We start from the raw sequence: 24,559 nt of genomic DNA, 5'->3' as shown, positions 1-24,559 counted from the left end.
ATTTACGAAAAAACAAGGATACAGCTATGGGCTTTATGACCGGCAAACGCATTCTTATTACTGGTGTTGCTAGTAAATTATCAATTGCTTATGGTATTGCCAAAGCTATGCGTGACCAAGGTGCAGAACTTGCATTTACTTACCAAAATGAAAAACTTAAACCACGCGTTGAAGAATTTGCAGCATCATTAGACTCAAATATCGTATTAGAGTGTGATGTGTCAAAAGACGAAAGCATCGATACTATGTATGCAGAACTTGCAAAAGTTTGGCCAAAATATGATGGTTTTGTTCACTCTATCGGTTTTGCTCCTGCTGACCAATTAGATGGCGACTACGTTAATGCAGTAACTCGTGAAGGCTTTAAAATTGCTCACGACATCAGTGCATATAGCTTCGTTGCTATGGCGAAAGCAAGCCGTGAAATGCTCAATCCAAACTCAGCGCTGTTAACTCTGACTTATTTAGGCGCTGAACGTGCAATCCCTAACTATAACGTTATGGGTCTGGCGAAAGCTTCTTTAGAAGCTAACGTTCGTTATATGGCAAATGCTATGGGTCCTGAAGGTATTCGTGTTAACGGTATCTCTGCTGGCCCAATCCGTACATTAGCGGCATCTGGTATCAAAGATTTCCGTAAAATGTTAAACCATTGCGAGTCAGTCACTCCTCTGCGTCGCACTGTAACAACCGAAGATGTAGGTAATACAGCAGCATTCCTATGCTCTGACTTATCTGGTGGTATTACAGGTGAAATCGTTCACGTAGATGGTGGTTTCAGCATCGCTGCTATGAATGAATTAGAACTGAAATAATTCTGTTCTATGAATAATAAAAACCAGCCTCATTGTGAAGGCTGGTTTTTATTAAGTTGTTTCTACTGTTTTTACTCTTAACGCCATTAACTATCGAAATTTTATCCAATATAGTTCTTATCCTTTTCATTTTTAATAATGCTACGTTTTAGATAAATTTCACTTTTGTTTTTTTAGTTTATTCCTATAATCTTTTCTTCATATTAGCGATAAAATAATCACATATTAATAAAAGGATTTAATGTATGAAGAAATTCAAATTTCTGTTTTATATTTTTGCTCTTATTGGTGCGATTATTTTTATTGTAGCTTTATTTGTAATTAAATCTGAATTAAATGTAGTAAGGAATGGAATAGAAACAACAGGTATTGTTATTGACCAAAGTGTGAGTAAATCTTCTGATGGTGACTATTTTTATCACCCTATTATTCAATTCAATACTGAAGATAATCGAGAAATAACGTTTCGTTCACCAGAAGGTAGCAGTCAATCCCGCTTTTATCTTGGTGAAAAAATTAATGTTATTTATCTTCCAAATGATCCACAAAGAGCGACTATTAACAACTTTTTAGGCTTATATGGTGCTGGGACTATATTAAGTATTTTCGGGTTGTTATTTGCATCAACAGGGCTTATCCCTTTGTATTTTATCAGAAGAAGAGCTACAAGGGATCAACGATTAAAACGCGATGGAATGCCTATTAATGTAAAAATTTCTGAAATTATTATTAATAGTAATATCAGTTTTAATCACCGCTCTCCCTATCAAATTATTGCTGATTATCATGATACATTAAACAATCGATTAATTCGTTATAAGAGTGGTTATATCTTCTTTGATCCCACACCCTATATTAATAGAGAGCTTATTACAGTCTATGTTGATAAAAAGAATCCCAAAATTTATTACCTTGATATTTCATTCTTACCTTCGTTTGAAGAGTTATAATAAAATACTCCTTATATATTATAAATATAAGGAGTATTTATTTCGTATATTTTCATCAATTAACAGCCTTGTTCACAGATTTACAAAAGCCTTTTTTATTCGCATCATTTGAGTTTGCTAATTTCTTAGAACCTTTTATCATCTTATATTAGTGAAGATATTCTGATATCTGTAAGTTAATTCACCACCTTATTGATAGGGAGCTATTCAACATGAAATTGTACTACACACCCGGTAGTTGCTCGCTTTCCCCTCATATCGTTTTACGTGAAACAGGTTTAGATTTTTCAATAGAGCGCATCGATTTACGTGCTAAGAAAACAGAATCGGGGAAAGATTTTCTAACCATCAATCCAAAAGGCCAAGTCCCTGTTCTTCAATTAGATAATGGTGATATTTTGACTGAAGGTGTTGCAATTGTTCAATACCTTGCAGACTTAAAACCGGATAGAAATTTAATTGCACCACCAAAATCACTAGAACGTTATCATCAAATTGAGTGGTTAAACTTTCTCGCAAGTGAAGTGCATAAAGGCTATGGCCCGTTATTTTCACCAGATACACCTGAAAGCTATGTACCTATCGTTAAAACTAAATTAAAAAGTAAATTCGCTTATATTAATGATGTATTGAGCAAACAAAAATGCGCATGTGGTGAGCATTTTACAGTTATTGATGCCTATTTATTTACATTAAGCCAATGGGCACCGCATGTTGGTTTAGATTTAACTGATTTAACACACCTACAAAACTACCTAAAACGTATTGCACAACGCCCTAATGTGCACAGTGCACTGGTCACTGAAGGATTAATTAAAGAGTAACTTTTGATTTAAATAGCTCAAGTTATATAAAATAATTTGAGCTATTTTTTAAGCTTGTTATAGAACTATTAATCTATTTGTGTCGCACAGAATCTATGCGTTGGATGCACCATTTGATCTTGAGCCGCAACAAGTTGCAGTTCATACTCATTCATCTCTTTTGTTTTTAGCATCACTTCATAAACTGCCGCAGCAACGTGTTCCAATGCGGTTTGTAATTCAACACCTTTGAGTAAATCCACCAGCATTAAACCACTGGTTAAATCACCAACCCCCACAGGTTGACGCTCACCAAAATCGACTAATGGACGACTAACATGCCAGCTATGTTCTGCGGTTACTAACAGCATTTCAAAGCGATCATGACGATATCCAGCACGTGATAAGTGTTTTACTAATACAACTTTAGGGCCTTGTTTACACAATTCACGAGCGGCATTTACGCACTCATCAACATTATGAAGGGCTTTGCCACCACTTAATGTTTCAAGCTCTAATAAGTTAGGTGCAATAATATCACTAATAGGTAATGCTTCTTCACACAGCACACCTGAAACAGCAGGAGGAACAATACACCCTTTTTCAGGATGCCCCATTACAGGATCACAGAAATACCATGCGTTAGGATTCGCTTGTTTCACTTTTTTCACAATATCAACAATACGCAAACCTTGTTCAGCCGATCCTAAATAACCACTTAACACTGCATCACATTGTGAGAGTTTACCGATTGCGGCAATACCATCAACAATATCAGTAATGTGCTCTGCTGACATAACGCACCCAGTCCATTTTTCTGGATATTGCGTGTGATTTGAAAATTGCACTGTATTTAGAGGCCAAACATTCACCCCCATACGACGCATTGGAAACTCAGAGGCGCTGTTACCGGCGTGGCCGAAAACAACATGTGACTGAATAGAGAGTATATTTTTCATGACATAAACCGATTATTGTGAATACACACAACACCCAAGCTTTATCATCATAGGCGAGGTATATACGTTTATTTATTGTTATTAAGAAAAAGGGCAACTCATCGGCTGCCCTTTACTGTCAATTATTTCCAGATAACGAGGCAGTAATGTTTTTTACCGCGACGTAAAATGGAGTAATGACCAAATAAGAAATCTTTTTCTTCAAAGACGTATTCAGGGTTGTCCTGTTTTTCGCCATTAATTGAAACTGCGTTAGAGCCAATCATTGTACGAGCCTGGCCACGAGAAGGAACTAATTCTGCGTTAACCAGCGCTTGTTGCAAATCACTGCCTTTTTCTAATTCAATTGTTGGCATACCGTCTTGTGCTAATTGTTCAAGGTCAGCTTGTGTTAAGTCTGCAATTGCACCAGAGAATAAGCTTTCTGTAATACGTTTAGCGGCGATTAACCCCTCTTCACCATGAACTAAACCAGTAACTAGTTCTGCTAATACACGCTGAGCTCGAGGCGCTTGACCGCTATTTTTATCTTCTTCCTCAAGTGCATTAATTTCTTCAATACTCATAAATGTGAAGAATTTCAAGAAGCGATAAACATCAGCATCTGCTGTATTAATCCAGAACTGGTAGAATTTGTATGGGCTGGTTTTCTTAGGATCTAACCAAACCGCACCACCTTCTGTCTTACCAAATTTAGTTCCATCAGATTTAGTAATTAATGGTACGGTCATACCAAATACTTGTTTCTGATTGAAACGACGGGTTAAATCGATACCTGAAGTGATATTACCCCACTGATCAGAGCCACCGATTTGTAATTCAACACCTAAATGCGTATTTAATGACGCAAAGTCATAAGCTTGTAATAGGTTATAGGCGAATTCAGTAAAAGAGATACCCACATCGTCACGGTTTAAACGCTGTTTAACCGCTTCTTTGTTGATCATTTGGTTCACAGAGAAGTGTTTACCGATATCACGCAGGAATGTCAGCACATCCATTTGACCGAACCAGTCATAGTTGTTTGCTAATTCCGCACTGTTTTCACCACTGTTGAAATCTAAGAAAGGTGACACTTGTTTACGAATTTTTTCTACCCATTCGTGAACAGTATCTTGGGTATTCAGTTTGCGCTCGGTGGCTTTAAAACTAGGATCACCAATTAGACCCGTTGCACCACCCACCAACGCCACAGGCTTATGCCCGGCTAGTTGGAATCGTTTTAAACACAGCAAAGGAACCAAATGCCCCAAATGCAGGCTATCAGCGGTAGGATCGAAGCCACAATAGAGAGCGATAAGACCTTGCTCCAAACGCTCTACTAAAGCTGCCTCATCCGTGACCTGAGCAATTAGCCCACGCTCCTGCAATTGTGTGATTAGGTTCTTGCTAGACATCAATGACTCCATCGGTTTATTGTTTTTTGTCTATTTAAAATATAAGTGAAACATAAGTGGTATAGCATAAAGCGCCACTACATTAAGTACCAGTAGAAAAAGACTTTTTGAGGCAAATTTATTAACACACTATTAAGGTGCTAGTCGCTCAATATCCCATCCTTGTGGTGATTTTTGGTAGATAAAGCGATCGTGCAGACGATTTTCTCGCCCTTGCCAAAATTCAACAGAATCAAATGTCACACGATACCCTCCCCAGAAACTCGGTAATGGCACTTCTCCATTTTGGAATTTCTGCTTTAATTCTAAGAACTTACTCTCTAACACACCTCTTGCGGAAATGCGAGAAGACTGTTGAGAAGCCCAGGCCGCTATTTGGCTATCTTTAGGGCGACTATGGAAATATTTAATCACTTCAATAGGGGAAAGTTTTTCTGCTTTTCCTAAAAAACAGACTTGTCTTTCTAAGGGGTACCAAGGAAATAATAAACTGACTCGTTGGTTGTGCTCTAAATGACTCGCCTTGCGACTACCTAAGTTGGTATAAAAGACTAAACCATGTTCATCGAAATGTTTTAATAACACGATACGTTGGTAAGGCTGTCCATTTTCATCAACTGTTGCGACACACATTGCAGTAGGATCACTCAAACGCGCTTCACAAGCCTGCTTTAGCCACTTTTCAAACAAAACTAACGGCTGTTCAGTTAATTCATGACGTCGTAGTCCACCGTTCATATATTCACGGCGTAAATCTGCAACATCAATAAAATCAAGTTCTGTCATTTTTCACTCTCTCTTTTGAGAAACTGCATTCAGCATATCACGCTTAACGAGGATTTGTAGGGTAAATCGCCCCTAAAACAGTTTCTCTTGATGCCCCTGTTACGGAAGGTAAATTCCCTGATTCATTCGCAATAGTGCGAGCGGCTAGCCAAGCAAATGCCAACGCTTCCATGTCATCACCACTTAAACCATATTTATCCGTTGTCGCGACTTCTGTTCCTGGCAATAGTGAAGCTAAGCGATGCATAATCTGCCCATTTCGCGCCCCACCACCACAAACAAGTAAACGTTCGCATCCACCGTTTAGTTGGATTTGTTGCACAATACTTATTGCGGTTAATTCAACTAAAGTTGCTTGTACATCTTCAGGAAAAACATTAGGTACTCTTGCTAAATGGTAATTTAACCATTGTGTATTGAAATATTCTCGCCCTGTACTTTTAGGTGCTGAACGCGAAAAGTAAGGATCCGAAAGCATATCTTTCAATAAAATTGGGTTTACAGTGCCAGTAGCAGCCCATTTACCATTATCATCATAAGGTGTCTGGTTATGGATCCAATTCCAGCTATCTAATAACATATTTCCAGGACCTGTATCGTAGCCTTTAACTGCAATACCTGGTAATAACAATGAAATATTGGCGATGCCACCAATATTCAAAATAATACGTTTTTCAACAGAATGCCCTAATACAGCAAGATGAAAAGCAGGTACTAAAGGTGCACCTTGCCCACCGTAAGCAATATCTCTGCGACGAAAATCACCAACCGTCGTAATTCCTGTTAATGCAGCAACACGATTGTTGTCACCAATTTGCATAGTAAATGGCATATCACTTTCTGGCTCATGCCAAATGGTTTGTCCATGGCACCCTATCGCCGTAATATCACTCGCACTAAGTTTTACTTTTGCGAGTAACTCTATAATTGCTTGCGCATAAAGCTCGCCCAATTGGGCATCTAATAGGCCGATTTCATGCAAGGTAGTAGGTTGCCCTTGGCAAACAGCTAAAATTCGTTGGCGTAGATTTTGTGGGTAAGGCAGAAAATGATTTTCTTGTTGTGCAACGAACTTATTATTAATTGCAGCTAATACAACATCAACACCATCTAAGCTTGTGCCAGACATCACACCAATGTACCGCCCTGCTATCATGTTCTTTTCCTTATAATCAAGATGATGCAAATTTTTAACATATAATGTTATATTCTCTTTTTTCAGAAATCTCTTCTGTTTTTACTATCGGCCTTTACTATATAGTAAGCTATATATTATTAAAATCAGTGTCGACATACGCAAAAAACAAGCTATAACTGATACTAGATAACATTGGTATAATCTGAGCAACTCAACTCAGGTTTTCTTTAGGAGTGACTATGTTTAAGCATTTACTTATTGGTCTTTTTACAATGACTGTACTTACTGGCTGTGTGAATACAAATTCACTGTCCGGTGACACTTACACCGCAAGCCAAGCAAAACAAGCTCAAAATATTACTTATGGTACAGTGGTTTCTGTGCGTGCAGTAAATATTCAAGCGGGTAGCGATGAGAATATTTTAGGTGCGATTGGTGGTGCCGTTCTCGGTGGTATGTTAGGTAACACTGTGGGTGGTGGTACAGGCCGTAACCTTGCAACAGCCGCTGGTGCAATTGCAGGTGGTATGGCAGGACAACAAGCACAAGGCGCATTAAACACCACTAAGGGTGTTCAAATTGAAGTTCGTTTAGATAGTGGTAGAACTGTCGCTATCGTTCAAAAAGCAGATAATACTGTTTACAGCCAAGGTCAACGTGTTGCCGTTATTGGTAACGGAAATAACTTAACTGTTTCTCCTCGCTAATAATTAGCAATTAGCAACAAAAAACAGGCAACATTAAAGTTGCCTGTTTTATTTTATGACTTAATAATAAGTAACCGAAAGAGAGCGCGAATATATAATCTAGTTATCACAATTCAAACTATATAAAGATTTACGTTATATACTCGTCATATTTCAAGTTTCAGTGTTGTTGACATCGTTTACTCACACCAGTTACATACTTTATATGTCCTAGTGACTCATTCACTTGTTATCTAGCTGAGTACTGAACTCTTTAGAGTATAATTATCATGTAATTAATATGATTTAAATAGAATATATATTAAATTTGAAATTATTAGTCATTTAGCCTATTTATATTTTTTTCTAATTTTTTGATTGTACCTATTAACCTTTCGATTTCTTCTAGTTGGATACCACCTAATATCTCTCGTCTCGTTTTTTCTATCACTGTGTAAACCTCATTAATAAAAGGCTCAGATTCTTTTGTTAATTTTATACGTTTTGCTCTACGATCATTTGCACATGTATGCCGACATATCAGTTTTTTTTCTTCCAGTTGATCTAAGGTTCTCACTAAAGATGGTTGCTCGATTCCTATTGCTTTTGCCAATTGGATTTGTGACTGCTCTGGAGGTAATTGGCTGATATTATACAAAGTCACCCAATGGGTTTGGGTTAGTTTTAACGGTTTGAGACGATGATCAATTAAAGCACGCCATAATCGAACTAAACGCGCTAAATCAGCTCCTAATGTTGATTCCACTTATCTCTCCTTAATTAGCATTTTCAGTCAACTTATTACAAAGTTTAGATATTCATTTTTAATACAATATTTACCTATTCTTTTTAATTAAAATATTACCTTTAATAACTAATATAGTTATAATCCTATTTATTAGATAAGTAATTATTTTCCAGATATAATTAAACCATTTCTTTCTAGCAACGAAAGTCTATAAAGAATAACCTTGTTATAAAAACTAATCTATATTTTTTTACATAATAATTATTATTATTTTAAACTCAACACTAAAAAATAAGAAAAATATCATTATTATCAAATAGTTAAAAATAAAAAGCCAGAATGATACTTTAAAGTTATAACTTTATATTAATAAAGAAAAAATAATAAACCACATGACTACAATAAATAAAAACAATGAATTAAAAAAATAGTTAATTATTATTTTAATATTAAAAAATAAGTGGAATATTTAAAATAAATTGAGTTGTTCATTCTCTTTTTCAATTGAGGAACCCACTCTTTTTAATGTTCTTAAATAACGTTGCTGACAAAGTCGTAATATATTTCTTTTCTCATATTGATTCATTTTTGACCAATCAAACCGCTCTTGACGGCTACGATAACACCCCATGCAATATCCTTGTGCATTCATTTCGCAACGTCCAATACAAGGACTAGGAATATCAAAAAATTCTAATTGTTCTTGCATTTGATTTTCCCTCCCTATTGTTTGTTACAATAGAGTATAGTTAATAGAGATATTATCTGCACAACATGATTTATTGAACTGTTAAAGGCGTAGTAAAATTGAACTTTAGGGCTTTAACGCGTTATAGTACTCCGCCATCAGTTTATCTGTAGGGTTTAATCATTAGAAAAACACAAGAGGTTTATATGCGAGTACTTCATACCATGATCCGAGTGGGCGATTTGCAACGTTCTATCGACTTTTATACCAAGGTTTTAGGTATGCAACTTCTACGCACTAGCGAGAATGAGGAATATAAATACTCGTTAGCTTTTGTTGGTTATGGTGATGAAAGCACCGGTGCGGTTATCGAATTAACCTATAACTGGGGTGTAAACAGCTACGAAATGGGAACTGCTTTTGGGCATGTAGCATTAGGTGTTGATGATGTTGCTGCAACCTGCGAAGCCATTCGCCAAGCTGGCGGTAATGTTACCCGTGATGCAGGCCCAGTAAAAGGCGGCTCAACAATTATTGCTTTTGTTGAAGATCCTGATGGATACAAAATCGAGCTCATCGAAAACAAAAGTGCAAGTCACGCTCTAGGTAACTAATTTTTATTAAAACCAGAAAGATAACATGCTTATCTTTCTGGCCTTGCTGATTATCAATTTCCGATACTCTATTTTTTGTCGGATAAGTACAACTTAATGCCTGATATAAATAATCCCAATAAGCTTTGTAACCGTTTTCGGGGTTACTACCCTGTTGTCATCGATGTTGAAACAGGTGGATTTAATGCGAAAACAGACGGTTTACTTGAAATCGCCGCTATTACATTAAAAATGGATGAACAAGGTTGGCTAAAACCAGACAACACATTACATTTTCATGTTGAACCCTTTGATGGGGCTAATCTAGAACCTGCAGCCTTAGAATTTACAGGTATTGATCCGACCAATCCTTTACGTGGTGCAGTCAGTGAATATGAAGCCTTTCATGCCATTTTTAAAATGGTACGTAAAGGAATGAAGGATGCTGATTGTAACCGCGCCATTATTGTAGCTCACAATGCAAATTTTGATCACAGCTTTGTTATGGCAGCCGCTGAGCGAGCTGGATTAAAACGTAATCCTTTTCACCCTTTTGCCACCTTTGATACAGCAGCTTTAAGCGGATTGGTATTAGGGCAGACAATTTTAGCTAAAGCCTGCATCACTGCTGGTATTCCCTTTGATAGCAAATTAGCACATGGCGCGTTATACGATACAAATCGCACATCATTACTTTTTTGTGAATTAGTTAACCGCTGGAAAAAGCTTGGTGGATGGCCATTACCTACACCTTAAAATCATGGTGTCTCTGGTACATTTATGAATAACAGAAAAAAGCCAGTTCAATGATTGTGAACTGGCTTTTTTGTTGAAGATCTCACTATCTTTATACGTTTCAATACCGAAACGATAAAAATGAATTACTGTGCTTCTTCTTCACCACGATATTTATCAGCAGTCTCTTTTAATAACTTCTGTAATTCACCACGCTGATACATTTCTAAAATAATGTCACATCCACCGACTAATTCACCATCTACCCATAATTGTGGGAAGGTTGGCCAGTGTGCATATTTTGGTAATTCTGCACGAATATCTGGGTTTTGCAGGATATCAACATACGCAAAACGCTCACCACAAGCAGAGATAGCTTGAACTGCCTGAGCAGAAAAACCACAACTTGGTAATTTTGGTGAACCTTTCATGTATAAAATAATTGGGTTTTCGTTGATCTGGCGTTCAATTTTTTCAATAGTCGTCATTTGTAAGTCCTTACAGCCTTTTATATTCGATATGCTTTATAGGGGAAAACATGAAAGAAGAATACCACTTTATATTAGAAACCTCTATATAAGTTTAATTATCGATATAAAACAACAGATTGGTACTAAACCACAGTACTATTGATGAGAAAACACACAATGAAACATAAAAAACAAATCAATACGTTACAGATATTTATGAGTGTGTTTTATCTTGTTATTTCATCTCTTACTACCGATACAATCACTGAATAAAATGTTAGGAGAAATAAAAAGCCTCAATTAAGAGGCTGAGAGCATTTCAATTAAGAAAATTGTCAATGCTCGAATCGATTGGTTCAATTGAAATGACTTATTACTGTATGGTTCCGTTCTCTAAAAGGATCAAACAGCCCAGTGTATAAGTAATATCGCTTATTTCACCTTTTATTTTTGCAGTTTGTCCTTTCTTAATTTTAAGAACATTATCTTCTTCACTTGGTTTTAAAGTATATGAAGCACTGGCTTTATTATTAAATGAAATAGCAACAACTTTAGGTGGTGTTGGTTTATAGAGGTCATATCTGACTACTTCTTCTAAACTTGCGATTGTGGTCACTCTTCCTTCTAAAATAATCCACTTCCCTCTCCATTTTTTCTTCGCCGCAATCTCATTATCACTAAAATCCTTACATATTCCCGCATAAGTCGCTTCAGTTACTGGAGATTCCATTGATGGAACAATTTGGTTTACAGCACTATTAACTGAACGAATAGCCTCGTTTATTTTACACCCTGATAATAATGTGATCATAGATAATAATAACACCGTCTTCTTCATACAAATTCCTTTATAAAGTCAAAAAAAGATAGATAAAATATAAATTCAATAAGATAAAAATCTATTTTAATCAAATAAAACAACGCCCTTGCCTACATTATGGATAAATGTTTGACTCTTTCTAAATCGCTTAATATTTTGAGCTGACAGTATAGAACATAAAAAATAGTAATATAAGTTCTCGTTGTTTTATTTTAAATAAGAAAAATCTTGCCACCCTAAGCTTCCATAAATAAATAAAAATAAGATAGTCATATTTCGATTTGTTTTACCTATAAAATTAATTTTATTATTTTTATCTTGTGGTTTTAAAATATAATTTACTATTAAATCCAAGATTAAATATTTAATACATTCCTTTATTTGAATTATATTTAGCTATATATTCTTTTATATTTAAGAAGTAACAAGAGAAGAAATAACAATTTTCATCTCAAAATCAACACATTAATTTTCATAATCTATACATTAAGATAAAACGCTACCTTCTTAAAAGGATATAATGTATATAAATGGGTTTGTTATAAACCCTGATGAGTATTAACTATGGACATGATTTTACTGTTTCTTTTAGTGGGATGTATCACTGGCTTTTTTGCTGGGCTACTTGGCATAGGAGGCGGTGCAATCATTGTTCCGGTGGTTATGTATGTGGTCAGTCAACAAGCTATCCCAACAGATATGGTAATGAAAATTGCCTTATCTACCTCATTCTCTGTCATTATATTTTCTACAGCATCTTCAGCGTATTCCCATAACAAACATAAAGCTATTTTATGGCAGCAATTCCCTCTATTATCTCTCGGCACCCTCATTGGTATGTTCGTGGGAACATTTCTGGTACAAAAAATGTCAAACACGATATTACAAGTCGTGTTCTGTATTTTCATGGTATATACCATCTATGGGTTATTAACTAAAAAGAAAGAAGCAGAACGCATTGAAAATGTGAAAGATCCTACGGTTTCAAAGCCAGCCTTAACCATTGGTGGCTCTTTAATTGGCTTTATATCCAGCTTTATTGGTATTGCAGGTGGCACTATCACCATTCCTCTTTTAAGTCATTGGGGATTTAATACACGTAAATGTGTTGCAACCTCGTCTATGATTGGTGTCATAATTGCTTCTATAGGCACAATCATGGGTATTATCTATGGTTGGAATCAAACAAATATTGATAACTATTACTTCGGCTTTATCTATTTACCTGCCTTTATCGGAATAAGCATTACCAGCGTACTCTTCGCACCCATCGGTGTAAAAGTTGCTTATCGCCTACCAATTCCTAGAGTTCGCCAAATATTTGCATTATTTCTATTCTTAGTCGTCGTGAAAATGATGTATACGCTTATTATGGGATAATCGTGTGCTCTAAAAAATAATAGAATAGATGAGGGAAATAATTATTTTATTTTTCCTCATCTATTCCTATAAATAACAAATAAAACCAATGCAGTCTAAAATACAGCATATATCATAGCTAAAACAATTAGCTACAATATATTTATTTAGCATTAAAAACTGCTCCTTGTTGCCAATCAAGGACTGAAATTCCCATCTTATTTGCTAATTTAATAACAACAGGAAGAGCTTCATCTACTTTAGAGTAAACAAAACCAACGACTGGAATTTTGGTCATAAAATTATTGATTAAGGGCCCATCACACCATACGCTGTCATCTATTTCATCGTCAGGTAATTCACAAATACACGGATATAGATGAGAGATTTCTTGGTAAAAACGCAACATTAATGGGCTTAATTCCTGAATATCTTCATCGTCATATTTTTCAAAATATTCACACGCTTTTTCAAAATCATTCGGGATGGGAAAATCAAATAGTGCTACGTTATAACTCATTTTAACTCCTACACTCTATTTGTATAAATTCAATATGAAATACGGTTGCTACAATAAATATACAAATTTCATTAAATCACATAAATAGAATAAAATTTATACTCCCCCCATTTTTACATCTCTTCTTACAAATGCGCTTTTGCTACTTTACGTGCAGGCAAGAGGGATATACTCTTATGAATATAATTAATCTATATGGCTTATAACTATAGATAAAAGATATTTAGCTGTTATTTCAGCAGATTTTTGTTAAAATAATTAGCAAAATAGTAACAACTTAGTGATTCATTTGCCTCATTCTATCAATTCAAATGATTTTGATTGAATGATTTCAGGCACAAAACCCGAAATAGATAGTTTAAAGGAGTACGCAATGTCTTTCGAATTACCAAAATTACCTTATGCGTTAGATGCTCTTGAGCCACACATCTCTAAAGAAACTTTAGAATATCACTACGGCAAACACCACCAGACCTATGTAACCAATTTAAATAATCTGGTTAAAGGTACTGATTTAGAAAGCAAATCTTTAGAAGAAATCATCAAATCTACTGATGGCGGTATCTTTAATAATGCTGCTCAAGTATGGAACCACACTTTCTACTGGAACTGCTTAGCACCAAATGCAGGTGGCGCACCAACAGGTAAAATTGCTGATGCTATCAACAAAGCATTTGGCTCTTTTGAAGAGTTCAAAAAGCAATTCAATGATGCTGCAGCTAAAAACTTCGGTTCAGGTTGGACTTGGTTAGTTAAAAAAGCTGACGGTTCAGTTGCAATTGTTAACACCTCTAATGCTGCAACTCCAGTTTCAGGGGCAGACAAACCACTGTTAACAGTAGACGTATGGGAACATGCTTACTACATCGACTACCGTAATGCACGTGTTAAATATTTAGAAGAGTTCTGGGCACTGGTTAACTGGTCATTTGTTGAAGCTAACCTGGCTTAATTGAGCTTGATAATCAAAGGTGAGTGATTGAGATTCATTTTTGGTGACAAAATAACAAAGGGCCTTGAGCCCTTTGTTATATTCAGATATTCGATAATCTATTATTTAAATTGATCGAATATTCTATAAAGCAGTGATTAGAACAACATAGTCGAAAATAAAACAATCATAACAAGCGCTGCTACTGCTGTACTCAAACCAAATTTCAGATCCGTATCCATCTATTTCTCCCTCAAAATGATTATAATACACATTTTTAACCATAACCTTGTCATGGTTAATTATTATCACATATCAAAATTTGCTAAAATAGCGACCAGTGCACAATTTATAACATTGATTAATACTTTCACTTTTGAGCTAGATCATACAAAATTCACAGCTAATCGCTAAATTATTGCCAGTGTTTGCCCTATGTATGACTATACTGGCAGTTAAACCATAAAATTAGATAAAAGAGACCAATGAAGGTCAGGAGTTTTCCACACCATGGCAACAATAAAAGACGTGGCAAAACGCGCAGGCGTATCAACCACGACTGTTTCTCATGTGATCAACAAAACACGTTTTGTTGCTGAGAACACACGGGCAGCAGTTTGGGCCGCTATAAAAGAATTAAATTATTCACCTAGTGCCGTTGCGCGTAGTTTAAAAGTCAATCACACCAAATCTATTGGCCTGTTAGCCACGTCCAGTGAAGCTCCTTACTTTGCTGAAGTGATTGAAGCTGTTGAAAATAGTTGTTACAGCAAAGGGTACACACTGATTTTATGTAATTCACATAATAACCTCGATAAACAAAAAGCCTATTTAGCGATGCTGGCACAAAAACGTGTTGATGGATTATTAGTCATGTGTTCTGAATATCCCGATCACCTTCTTACTCTTTTAGAGGGCTATCGCAATATTCCAATGGTTGTCATGGATTGGGGTAAAGCGCGTGGCGACTTTACAGATACCATTATCGATAACGCTTTCCATGGTGGTTATATTGCGGGTCGTTACCTTATTGAGCGAGGTCATCGTGATATTGGTATTATCCCAGGCCCATTAGAACGTAATACAGGTGGTGGCCGCTTACAAGGTTTCTTAAAAGCCATGGAAGAAGCCAAAATCACAGTCAAAGACGAATGGATTGTACAAGGCGACTTTGAGCCAGAATCTGGCTATAAAGCTATGTACCAAATGCTAAACCAAAAACATCGACCGACTGCTGTCTTTTGTGGTGGTGATGTGATGGCGATGGGTGCAATTTGTGCTGCGGATGAACTTGGCCTGCGTGTTCCTTTAGATATTTCTATTGTTGGCTATGACAATATTCGAAATGCACGCTATTTTACACCCGCACTAACAACCGTCCACCAGCCAAAAGAACGTCTAGGCCAAATGGCATTATCGATGTTGCTTGATCGTATCGTCAATAAACGCGAAGACGCCCAAACAATCGAAGTTCATCCACGATTAGTTGAGCGCCGTTCAGTTGCTGACGGTCCTTTTATCGACTACCGTCGTTAATTCATATTTATTTAGCTACCTGATTTCTAGCGAAGCCATTCCTCATTTAAGGTTTGGCTATCTCCAAGATAATCTAACAACCATGTCAAAGCAGGTGATTCACTTTTATCGACCCACGTCAGGCAGCATGGGCTGTCTGGCAATGGTTGTGCCAGTTGCAAAGTTACCAACTTACCTTGTTCAATTAAAGGTTCAGCACGGTGCCAAGGCACCATTCCAACGCATAATCCCGCTAACAAGCACTCAAGCCCCATATCCCATGTCGGAACAACCATTCTACGCTGATTATTGAGTGCCCATGTGTCACGTTTTGGTAAACTGCGCGAGGTATCCTCTAAACATAAACTTGGATAAGGTCGCATTTCATCATCCGTTAGTGGATGTTGTGCTTTCACTAAAGGGTGATCAACATGGCAAACACAGCGCCAAGGCATAAATCCCATATCTCTAAAACTATAACGTTCACCGATTGGTGAGGCTCTTGTTGCACCAATGGCTAAATCAACACGGCCATTAACTAAGGAGTCCCATACGCCATTAAACACTTCAGGGTAGACATACAGTTCTATATCCGGAAAATGGCGGTAGAAGTCGAGAATAAGTTGTTGTGTTCTTTCAGGTTTAACTATGCCATCAACTGCTATACTAAATTGACCGCGCCATCCATTAGAAACCTGTTGACAAAGGTGCCGAGTGTCATTCATTTTTTTGATAACAGACCGTGCTTCTTTGATGAAAATTTTACCTGCGTCGGTTAATTCCACATCACGATGACGGCGCTCAAACAAAGGAACGGCAAGCCATTCCTCTAATTGCCGAACAGTGTAACTAACGGCAGATGGCACTCTGTGCAATTCTTGAGCAGCCGAGCTAAAACTTCCTGTTCTTGCGACTGCATCAACAACTTCTAAAGAGTATTCTGACCACATAGAGTTTATTCCTTTGAAAATTTTTCACAGCATTAACCAAATATTCCCGTTTCACAAGTAAAATAGGTCTTAGTTACAATATATAAAATGTTCTACATCACATAGCATAGAAAATAAAATGAATTCTAAAACATCCACACAATCAAAAACACCTATGAGCTTTATGGTGTACCTAGCCGGTTTAAGTATGCTAGGTTACTTAGCTATTGATATGTACTTACCTGCATTTGGTATGATGCAACGTGAGCTCTCTATCAGCGAAGGTGCTATTAGTAATAGCTTAAGTATCTTTTTATTTGGCTTTGCTGTTGCTCAGTTACTTTGGGGACCACTTTCTGACAAAGTCGGTCGTAAACCTATTCTTCTTATTGGTTTAAGCCTTTTCTCTTTAGGCTGCCTTGGTATGCTGTGGGTTGAAAGTGCAACTGGCTTACTTGCTATGCGCTTCCTACAAGCTTTCGGCGTCTGCTCTGCTGCTGTTATTTGGCAAGCTCTTGTCATCGACCGTTTTGATGAATCTCGCGCTCAGCACGTTTTTGCTTTAATTATGCCACTGGTTGCATTATCACCAGCACTTGCTCCTTTAATTGGTGCTTCATTATTAAATCACGGTGGCTGGCGTATGATTTTTATGCTGTTAATGGCCGTAACGTTAGTTCTCATGTTACCGACACTAATGCTAAAAAACATTAAACAAAAATCAATTACAGATGCAAACCAATCTTCTGCATCATTTATAACTTTACTAAAATCCCCTCTCTACACAGGTAACGTATTAGTTTACGCTTCTTGTAGTGCAGGTTTCTTTGCTTGGTTAGCAGGCTCACCAATCATTCTTGAAAAGATGGGCTACTCTCCACAGGATATCGGTTTAAGTTATATTCCACAAACTATTGCCTTTATGGTCGGTGGTTATGGTTGTCGTATTTTACTGTCAAAAATGACAGGTAAAACACTGCTACCACTGTTATTAATTGGTTATGCTGTCAGTATGACTGCCTTATACCTTGTTGCTAAATTTACGGAACCAACATTGACAACTATTTTAATTCCGTTCTGTATTATGGCTGCAATGAATGGTGCATCTTATCCAATCGCAGTATCTAATGCTTTATCTGCTTATCCTGAAATTAGTGGTAAAGCAGCTGCGTTACAAAATGCGCTTCAACTGGGTCTTTGTAGCTTAGCAAGTTTTATCGTATCTGCATTTATTAGCCAACAACCTCTGATTAACACCACAGCAATTATGGCGTTAACAGCAATTCCAATGGCAGTTGGCTACTTTATTCAGCGTAATAAATCTGTTACCAAACACACAGTTCAAACCGCAGAATAATCACGTTTATTCTTTTAAGAATTATCTTAAAAAGGCTGTTTTATAAAAAATAGCCTTTTTCTTTTCTAGAGAAAAACATTCTACGTCTCTATACTTACCTATACGCTGTAATAGCGTTTTATCTATTTTTCTTTCGGATTTTGAGGCATTAAGCAGATTATTAGCTGATTATGTCAGATTAGTTGTCTTATTAATTCTATTCGTTCAACCCATATTGAACACGATACCATTTTAATACTGTCAATCTGTACACACTCTTTCTTAGCTTATGTCTCAAAACCCGCTTAGTTTACGCCGGAGAGTATATGAGTACATCTTGTGTAGAAGAAGGCCGAAAGACCTCCAATGATCCTTATGAAAGGATTGCTACAGAGCTACTAACTCACGCTGATATTCGAGTTAATGGTTCAGAACCTTATGACATTCAGGTTCATAATCAAAATTTTTATAAAAGAGTATTGCAACAAGGCTCATTAGGTCTCGGTGAAAGCTATATGGATGGTTGGTGGGATTGTGAGCGACTGGATATATTCTTTCATAAAGTTTTACGTGCTGGCCTTGAAAATAAGCTCCCACAAAATCTACGTGATATTGTTAAGATTGCGACAGCCCGCCTTTTTAATCTACAAACTCAAAAACGCGCATGGATGGTAGGTAAAGAGCATTACGATCTTGGTAATGATTTATTTACAGCCATGCTCGATCCTAATATGCAATATTCCTGTGGTTACTGGAAAAACGCAGATAATTTAACTCAAGCTCAAGAACATAAATTAGATTTAATTTGCCGAAAATTAGATTTAAAACCAGGAATGACCTTATTAGACATTGGCTGTGGTTGGGGTGGACTTGCAGGCTATGCAGCCAAACATTTTGGTGTTTCTGTAACGGGAGTCACCATTTCTGGTGAACAGCAAAAATTGGCACAAGCTCGATGCCAAGGACTTGATGTAAATATTATTTTAGAAGATTATCGCGATTTACATGAAAAGTTTGATCGTATAGTTTCAGTGGGTATGTTTGAGCACGTAGGGCCCAAAAATTATGCCACTTATTTTGATGTGGTTCGTCGTAATTTAAAGGAAGAAGGTCTGTTTTTATTACACACCATTGGCTCTAACCGCGATAAAGTGAATGTAGATAGTTGGATAAGCAAATATATATTTCCTAATGGATGCTTACCATCTATTCAAAAAATTGCTCACGCAATGGACAGCAAATTTGTGATGGAAGATTGGCATAACTTTGGTGCTGACTACGATAAAACATTAATGGCATGGTATCAGCGTTTTTTAGCCTGTTGGCCAGATATTCAGTCTAATTATACACCGCGTTTTAAACGTATGTTTAGCTATTATCTTAATGCCTGTGCGGGTGCATTTCGTGCCAGAGATATTCAGCTATGGCAAATCGTACTAAGCCCTAAAGGTCATATTGGCGGTTTACAAATCCCTCGCTAATTATTCTTTTTATAAAAAGAGAAAAGCCAGTTTATCAATCAAACTGGCTTTTTCTTTAGTTCTGTTTTAAGAGCAACAACATTAATTATGTGAAGCTTATTCTTCATTTTCAATTTGTTGTGTTGCTAATAAAGCTTGCTGCTGTGCTTGTTGCGCCATAACGCGCTCTACTGTATCGACAATCGCTTGGGTTTGAGGATCAAGTTCAATATTGACTTTATCACCAAGACGTTTGCGACCTAATGTTGTTCTATCACGCGTTTCAGGAATTAAATGTACACAAAAACGGTTATTAACCACATCTCCCACAGTTAGGCTTATTCCATCAATACCAATAAAACCTTTGTGCAAAATGTACTTCATTAATGCTTTATCAAAGATGCGAAACCAAATTTGTAAATTATTTTCTGATGTAATAATTTTGGCAACTTCAGCAGTTGTTACAATATGACCAGACATAGCATGGCCACCAATTTCATCACCATACTTAGCTGCACGTTCAATATTCACTTCAGAGCCAACTTTTAATTCACCAAGGTTAGTTAAACGTAATGTCTCTTTCACTAAATCAAAACTAATATGTGTATCTTCAATTTTAGTGACCGTTAAACAGCAACCATTATTTGCAACAGAAGCACCTGTTTCTAAATTGCCGACTAACTCTTTGGGTAATTCAATGATATGGGTACGAAAATCGCCTTTATCTTCGATAGCAATAACCCGCCCTTTTCCCTGAACAATACCTGTAAACATCTTACATCTCCTTGGATCGATAAACTGGTAAACTCAATTTAGGCTTATGCTATAAAGGATAACATAGCTCGTATTAATACAAAGGAACAATTATCGTATTTATTCCTTGTCGATGATTGCCGTTAAATATAACGTAAAAACACCTAATAAATTATCAAAATCCTGTGTTTGAAAAGCTAAACTTCTTTCGTTGCTTATTAAACTTTTATCATTAGAATAAGCGGTCTTGAGGATCTCTTTACGTCATTTTAACAATACGACGTTTGTTCTCTTCCTTTCCTTTCGTTTTCTTATAATAAATAAAGGTGTATGCGTGCAGAAGTACATAAGAGAAGCGCGTAGCTTACTTGCTCTCGGTATCCCCGTTATCATCGCGCAATTTTCCCAGACAGCAATGGGTGTCGTTGATACTGTCATGGCGGGTGCTGTAAATGCCACAGAAATGTCGGCGGTGGCAGTAGGTACGTCTATTTGGTTACCAACGATTTTATTAGGCCAAGGCATATTAATGGCATTAACCCCAATCGTTGCACAATTAAATGGTTCAGGACAACGAAAACATATTGCTAATCGTACACAGCAAGGTTTTTGGCTCGCCACTTTTTTATCAATCATGGTAATTGCTGTTCTTTATAACAGCCGTTTTATTATTGAAGCGCAACATGATATAGAACCCGAATTAGCCGAAAAAGCCATTGGATTTATTCATGCCATTATGTGGGGGGCACCAGGTTGCCTTTACTATCAGGTATTGAGAAGCCAATGTGAGGGATTATCTAAAACGAAACCCGGCATGATAATTGGTTTTATTGGCTTGTTAATTAATATCCCTGTTAACTACGCCTTTATTTACGGTAAATTTGGTGCCCCACAATTAGGAGGAATTGGTTGTGGTGTTGCAACGGCCTCCGTTTTCTGGGCAATGTTCTTAATGATGCGTTATTACGTGCGTCGAGCGCCAACACAACGTGACGTTATGCCACAGAAACGTTTAGTAAGCCCTGATTTCCACACAATAAAACGTATTACGTTTTTAGGGTTACCTGTTGGCTTAGCCTTATTCTTTGAAGTAACTCTATTTGCCGTTGTTGCGTTATTAGTTTCACCTTTAGGCGTTACTGCGGTTGCCAGTCATCAGATAGCACTTAACTTTAGCTCACTGATGTTTATGTTCCCTCTTTCATTGGGGATAGCAGCAACCATCCGTGTCGGCCATAACTTAGGGCAACGCTCTACAGAGCAAGCGCGTACTTCAGCCATTACAGCGCTTGCTGTTGGACTAATGTTGGCAAGTTGTACCGCTATTTCCTCTATCATCTTCAGAGAAAAAATCGCGTTAATGTATAACGATAATATTGAAGTAGTGACATTAGCTTCTCATCTTATGTTATTCGCTGCGCTTTATCAGTTATCAGATTCTGTGCAAGTTATTGGCTCAGGTGTATTGCGGGGTTATAAAGATACTCGTTCTATATTCTTTATTACCTTTATTGCCTACTGGGTAATTGGGCTACCTTCTGGTTATATATTGGGGCGTACTAATTATTTTGTTGAAGCGATGGGACCTGCTGGTTTCTGGATTGGCTTTATTTTAGGTTTAACTGCCTCAGCAATTATGATGGGTTCTCGTATTTGGTGGATCCAACGCCAACCTGATGAAGTGGTATTATTACGCTCCGAGCGTTAAACAAAAACGGTTATTTAGGCAAAGGAATGACACAAATATCAACAAATAGCTTTAAATACGAGCAGTTGAATATAAATTTGTGTTTTTCCTCTTGCCAGAATCGAATCATCTCGTTAATATTCGTCCCCGTTGTCACCCAATAGATAATGCGTCCATAGCTCAGTTGGTTAGAGCACCACCTTGACATGGTGGGGGTCGGTGGTTCGAGTCCACTTGGACGCACCATTTATTTTTTCGACAACATCTCAATACAGTGCGTCCATAGCTCAGTTGGTTAGAGCACCACCTTGACATGGTGGGGGTCGGTGGTTCGAGTCCACTTGGACGCACCATTTCTCTTTCTCTATTTTCTTATTTTTACTCATCTTACCTACCCTACAAAATAATTAATTTAGCTTGCAATATTTTATTGCGCAACAAGGTGTTTAAAAAACAAGCAATCAGCGCCGTATTTTGATCACATCACTTAAATTTACCTTTTTTCGATTTTCTTCATAGAAATTAACCTCTATAATACGAAACATAATTTTGTTGAAAGGTTTCAGCGTATTGATTTACGGGCATCTTTAGAAAACAGAACAAATGAATCATGATAGACTATAATGTAAGATGTCTGCCAACCTTTGATACAAAATAGTGACAAGATTTTTATGATGTTGCTGAACCATTAACATGTTGCGCAACTTATCCATTAGATATGAGTTTGTACACCCTGTTTTGCACCGTTGATACTGTTAATAGAAAACAGCGACATTAATCCTTATTCATCCATTACAATACAACCATTAAATAGACTGCCATGAAAAAGACAAAAATTGTTTGCACCATCGGACCAAAAACCGAATCTGAAGAAAAACTGAATCAATTACTGGACGCAGGCATGAACGTTATGCGTCTAAACTTCTCTCACGGTGACTATGAAGAGCATGGCAACCGTATCAAAAACCTGCGTAACATTTGCGCTAAAACAGGCAAAAAAGCCGCTATCTTATTAGATACTAAAGGCCCAGAAATTCGCACCATCAAATTAGAAGGTGGTAATGATGTCGCTTTAGTTGCTGGTCAAACTTTCACTTTCACCACAGACAAAACTGTTGTGGGTAATAAAGACCGCGTTGCTGTAACTTACGAAGGTTTTGCTAAAGACTTAACTGTTGGTAACACCGTTTTAGTTGATGATGGTCTTATCGGCATGAAAGTCACTGCTGTAACTGATAAAGAAGTTGTTTGTGAAGTTTTAAACAACGGTGACTTAGGTGAAAACAAAGGTGTTAACTTACCTGGCGTTTCTATCGGTTTACCAGCATTAGCTGAAAAAGATAAACAAGATCTTATCTTTGGTTGCGAGCAAGGCGTTGATTTCGTTGCTGCATCATTCATTCGTAAACGTTCTGACGTTGAAGAAATGCGTGCTCACTTAAATGCACACGGCGGCGAAAACATCATGATCATCTCAAAAATTGAAAACCAAGAAGGTTTAAACAATTTTGATGAGATCTTAGAAGCATCCGACGGTATCATGGTTGCTCGTGGCGACTTAGGTGTTGAGATCCCAGTTGAAGAAGTTATCTTCGCACAAAAAATGATGATCGAAAAATGTAACGCTGCACGTAAAGTGGTTATCACTGCAACGCAAATGTTAGATTCAATGATCAAAAACCCACGCCCTACTCGTGCTGAAGCGGGTGACGTTGCGAATGCTATCTTAGATGGTACTGATGCTGTTATGTTGTCAGGTGAAAGTGCAAAAGGTAAATACCCAGTAGAAGCTGTGACCATCATGGCAACTATCTGTGATCGTACAGACCGTATCATGCAATCTCGTCTTGATTACAAACAAACAGCTGCAAAATTACGCGTAACTGAAGCAGTTTGTCGCGGTGCAGTTGAAATGGCTGAAAACTTAGATGCGCCTCTGATTGTTGTAGCAACTTTCGGTGGTAAATCAGCTCGTTCTATCCGTAAATATTTCCCAACAGCACCAATCTTAGCATTAACAAACAACGAAGAAACAGCTCGTCAGTTACTGTTAGTTAAAGGTGTAACCACTCAATTAGTTAACGAAATCGCCTCTACTGATGACTTCTACCGTATTGGTAAAGAAGCTGCATTAGCAAGTGGTTTAGCGCATGCTGGTGAGCGTGTTGTTATGGTTACTGGTGCCCTGGTTGATAGCGGTACAACAAATACTTCATCTGTTCACGTTCTGTAATTTTTACAGTACGAATACATTAAACGCCACTCAATGGGTGGCGTTTTCTTTACCTGTTTCCAAAAAAACCTCTTTTTCTGCTATTCTTTTTTAGAGTGATATACTTTCCTAATCTCATCTCTTACCCTACGTATTTATAATTATTTATCAATTAGTTGACGTGTAAATCACCTGTCTAAATTTGTGTAATTTTCAGTCAATAAATAGCTATTTAATGATTAGGATTTTTACTAATAAAGGTATTTTGT

25 protein-coding genes and 2 tRNA genes are annotated in these 24,559 nt (G+C 37.0%); 15 read left to right on the top strand and 12 right to left on the bottom strand.

Annotated elements, in window-relative coordinates:
- Window positions 1-26: 26 nt before the first annotated feature.
- The 3 genes from fabI to gstA all read left to right on the top strand — a co-directional run bounded on the left by fabI (window position 27) and on the right by gstA (window position 2,589).
- Window positions 27-815 (top strand): enoyl-ACP reductase FabI, encoded by a 789-nt coding sequence (gene fabI, locus NBG71_RS03060; protein WP_075672177.1) that lies wholly within the window; start codon window positions 27-29, stop codon window positions 813-815.
- 245 nt (window positions 816-1,060) lie between these two features.
- A complete protein-coding gene (locus NBG71_RS03055) occupies window positions 1,061-1,765 on the top strand; it encodes a DUF3592 domain-containing protein (RefSeq protein WP_099659679.1) in 705 nt (234 codons plus the stop codon).
- Window positions 1,766-1,977: 212 nt separating this feature from the next.
- Window positions 1,978-2,589: a glutathione transferase GstA gene (gstA, locus tag NBG71_RS03050; protein ID WP_075672181.1), complete on the top strand. Its 612-nt coding sequence runs from the start codon at window positions 1,978-1,980 to the stop codon at window positions 2,587-2,589.
- A gap of 68 nt (window positions 2,590-2,657) precedes the next feature.
- Here the strand turns inward: gstA and pdxY are convergent, their stop codons facing one another.
- The 4 genes from pdxY to anmK form a co-directional block, all read right to left on the bottom strand.
- Window positions 2,658-3,527: a pyridoxal kinase PdxY gene (gene pdxY / locus NBG71_RS03045; RefSeq protein WP_075672183.1), complete on the bottom strand. Its 870-nt coding sequence runs from the start codon at window positions 3,525-3,527 to the stop codon at window positions 2,658-2,660.
- A gap of 122 nt (window positions 3,528-3,649) precedes the next feature.
- The gene (gene tyrS, locus NBG71_RS03040; RefSeq protein ID WP_250916529.1) at window positions 3,650-4,924 is read right to left on the bottom strand and encodes a tyrosine--tRNA ligase; all 1,275 of its coding nucleotides are present in this window, start codon (window positions 4,922-4,924) and stop codon (window positions 3,650-3,652) included.
- 132 nt (window positions 4,925-5,056) lie between these two features.
- Entirely contained in the window at window positions 5,057-5,710 is a 654-nt protein-coding gene (pdxH, locus tag NBG71_RS03035; RefSeq protein WP_069369294.1) for a pyridoxamine 5'-phosphate oxidase, read from the bottom strand.
- Window positions 5,711-5,753: 43 nt separating this feature from the next.
- The gene (gene anmK, locus NBG71_RS03030) at window positions 5,754-6,866 is read right to left on the bottom strand and encodes an anhydro-N-acetylmuramic acid kinase (protein WP_075672185.1); all 1,113 of its coding nucleotides are present in this window, start codon (window positions 6,864-6,866) and stop codon (window positions 5,754-5,756) included.
- Between the two features lie 221 nt (window positions 6,867-7,087).
- On the opposite strand from anmK, the gene NBG71_RS03025 reads away from it, so the two are divergent.
- Window positions 7,088-7,555 (top strand): outer membrane lipoprotein, encoded by a 468-nt coding sequence (locus tag NBG71_RS03025; protein ID WP_075672187.1) that lies wholly within the window; start codon window positions 7,088-7,090, stop codon window positions 7,553-7,555.
- A 316-nt stretch (window positions 7,556-7,871) separates the two neighbouring features.
- Here NBG71_RS03025 and slyA read toward each other — a convergent pair whose 3' ends face one another.
- Both slyA and NBG71_RS03015 read right to left on the bottom strand, forming a co-directional pair.
- A complete protein-coding gene (gene slyA / locus NBG71_RS03020) occupies window positions 7,872-8,300 on the bottom strand; it encodes a transcriptional regulator SlyA (protein WP_075674400.1) in 429 nt (142 codons plus the stop codon).
- A 451-nt stretch (window positions 8,301-8,751) separates the two neighbouring features.
- Window positions 8,752-8,991 (bottom strand): DUF1289 domain-containing protein, encoded by a 240-nt coding sequence (locus NBG71_RS03015; protein ID WP_109418925.1) that lies wholly within the window; start codon window positions 8,989-8,991, stop codon window positions 8,752-8,754.
- 185 nt (window positions 8,992-9,176) lie between these two features.
- Here NBG71_RS03015 and gloA point away from each other — a divergent pair, with 185 nt between their 5' ends.
- A complete protein-coding gene (gene gloA, locus NBG71_RS03010) occupies window positions 9,177-9,584 on the top strand; it encodes a lactoylglutathione lyase (RefSeq protein ID WP_036937247.1) in 408 nt (135 codons plus the stop codon).
- A 96-nt stretch (window positions 9,585-9,680) separates the two neighbouring features.
- Window positions 9,681-10,319: a ribonuclease T gene (rnt, locus tag NBG71_RS03005; RefSeq protein ID WP_099659676.1), complete on the top strand. Its 639-nt coding sequence runs from the start codon at window positions 9,681-9,683 to the stop codon at window positions 10,317-10,319.
- Between the two features lie 125 nt (window positions 10,320-10,444).
- On the opposite strand, the gene NBG71_RS03000 is transcribed toward rnt, so the two are convergent.
- On the bottom strand, window positions 10,445-10,786 hold the full coding sequence (locus tag NBG71_RS03000; RefSeq protein WP_006537039.1) for a Grx4 family monothiol glutaredoxin: 342 nt from the start codon (window positions 10,784-10,786) through the stop codon (window positions 10,445-10,447).
- A gap of 355 nt (window positions 10,787-11,141) precedes the next feature.
- Window positions 11,142-11,606, bottom strand: coding sequence for an OB-fold protein (locus NBG71_RS02995; protein ID WP_075673238.1), 465 nt, complete (start codon window positions 11,604-11,606; stop codon window positions 11,142-11,144).
- 546 nt (window positions 11,607-12,152) lie between these two features.
- Here NBG71_RS02995 and NBG71_RS02990 point away from each other — a divergent pair.
- Window positions 12,153-12,968, top strand: coding sequence for a sulfite exporter TauE/SafE family protein (locus NBG71_RS02990; RefSeq protein ID WP_075673237.1), 816 nt, complete (start codon window positions 12,153-12,155; stop codon window positions 12,966-12,968).
- Between the two features lie 142 nt (window positions 12,969-13,110).
- Here NBG71_RS02990 and NBG71_RS02985 read toward each other — a convergent pair whose 3' ends face one another.
- Window positions 13,111-13,467 (bottom strand): hypothetical protein, encoded by a 357-nt coding sequence (locus NBG71_RS02985; protein WP_159242175.1) that lies wholly within the window; start codon window positions 13,465-13,467, stop codon window positions 13,111-13,113.
- Window positions 13,468-13,840: 373 nt separating this feature from the next.
- Between NBG71_RS02985 and sodB the strand changes: the two genes are divergently transcribed.
- Window positions 13,841-14,419: a superoxide dismutase [Fe] gene (sodB, locus tag NBG71_RS02980; protein ID WP_072062546.1), complete on the top strand. Its 579-nt coding sequence runs from the start codon at window positions 13,841-13,843 to the stop codon at window positions 14,417-14,419.
- A 137-nt stretch (window positions 14,420-14,556) separates the two neighbouring features.
- Here the strand turns inward: sodB and cydH are convergent, their stop codons facing one another.
- The gene (cydH, locus tag NBG71_RS18835) at window positions 14,557-14,640 is read right to left on the bottom strand and encodes a cytochrome bd-I oxidase subunit CydH (protein WP_103004765.1); all 84 of its coding nucleotides are present in this window, start codon (window positions 14,638-14,640) and stop codon (window positions 14,557-14,559) included.
- Window positions 14,641-14,908: 268 nt separating this feature from the next.
- On the opposite strand from cydH, the gene purR reads away from it, so the two are divergent.
- Window positions 14,909-15,934, top strand: a complete 1,026-nt coding sequence (gene purR, locus NBG71_RS02975) for an HTH-type transcriptional repressor PurR (RefSeq protein WP_075673235.1) — start codon at window positions 14,909-14,911, stop codon at window positions 15,932-15,934.
- A 26-nt stretch (window positions 15,935-15,960) separates the two neighbouring features.
- Here purR and punR read toward each other — a convergent pair whose 3' ends face one another.
- The gene (gene punR / locus NBG71_RS02970; RefSeq protein ID WP_075673234.1) at window positions 15,961-16,863 is read right to left on the bottom strand and encodes a DNA-binding transcriptional activator PunR; all 903 of its coding nucleotides are present in this window, start codon (window positions 16,861-16,863) and stop codon (window positions 15,961-15,963) included.
- 118 nt (window positions 16,864-16,981) lie between these two features.
- Here punR and punC point away from each other — a divergent pair, with 118 nt between their 5' ends.
- Together punC and cfa are read left to right on the top strand one after the other, a co-directional pair.
- A complete protein-coding gene (gene punC / locus NBG71_RS02965) occupies window positions 16,982-18,199 on the top strand; it encodes a purine nucleoside transporter PunC (protein ID WP_075673233.1) in 1,218 nt (405 codons plus the stop codon).
- A 305-nt stretch (window positions 18,200-18,504) separates the two neighbouring features.
- Window positions 18,505-19,659: a cyclopropane fatty acyl phospholipid synthase gene (gene cfa / locus NBG71_RS02960; RefSeq protein ID WP_099659674.1), complete on the top strand. Its 1,155-nt coding sequence runs from the start codon at window positions 18,505-18,507 to the stop codon at window positions 19,657-19,659.
- A gap of 96 nt (window positions 19,660-19,755) precedes the next feature.
- Here the strand turns inward: cfa and NBG71_RS02955 are convergent, their stop codons facing one another.
- Window positions 19,756-20,412, bottom strand: a complete 657-nt coding sequence (locus tag NBG71_RS02955) for a riboflavin synthase subunit alpha (RefSeq protein WP_196563475.1) — start codon at window positions 20,410-20,412, stop codon at window positions 19,756-19,758.
- A 313-nt stretch (window positions 20,413-20,725) separates the two neighbouring features.
- Between NBG71_RS02955 and NBG71_RS02950 the strand changes: the two genes are divergently transcribed.
- From NBG71_RS02950 to pykF, 4 genes are all read left to right on the top strand, one after another.
- Complete coding sequence (locus NBG71_RS02950; protein ID WP_250916528.1) at window positions 20,726-22,099, top strand: MATE family efflux transporter; 1,374 nt, start codon at window positions 20,726-20,728, stop codon at window positions 22,097-22,099.
- Between the two features lie 148 nt (window positions 22,100-22,247).
- Window positions 22,248-22,324 (top strand) — tRNA-Val (locus NBG71_RS02945).
- A 30-nt stretch (window positions 22,325-22,354) separates the two neighbouring features.
- Window positions 22,355-22,431, top strand: a tRNA-Val gene (locus tag NBG71_RS02940).
- A gap of 467 nt (window positions 22,432-22,898) precedes the next feature.
- The gene (gene pykF / locus NBG71_RS02935) at window positions 22,899-24,311 is read left to right on the top strand and encodes a pyruvate kinase PykF (RefSeq protein ID WP_075673229.1); all 1,413 of its coding nucleotides are present in this window, start codon (window positions 22,899-22,901) and stop codon (window positions 24,309-24,311) included.
- The last annotated feature ends 248 nt before the right edge of the window (window positions 24,312-24,559 follow it).

The organism is Proteus sp. FZP2095 (assembly GCF_023701425.1).
GTDB lineage: Bacteria > Pseudomonadota > Gammaproteobacteria > Enterobacterales > Enterobacteriaceae > Proteus > Proteus cibarius.
The sequence above is the reverse complement of the archived record's forward strand: the minus strand, read 5'-3'. Positions and strand labels throughout refer to the sequence as shown.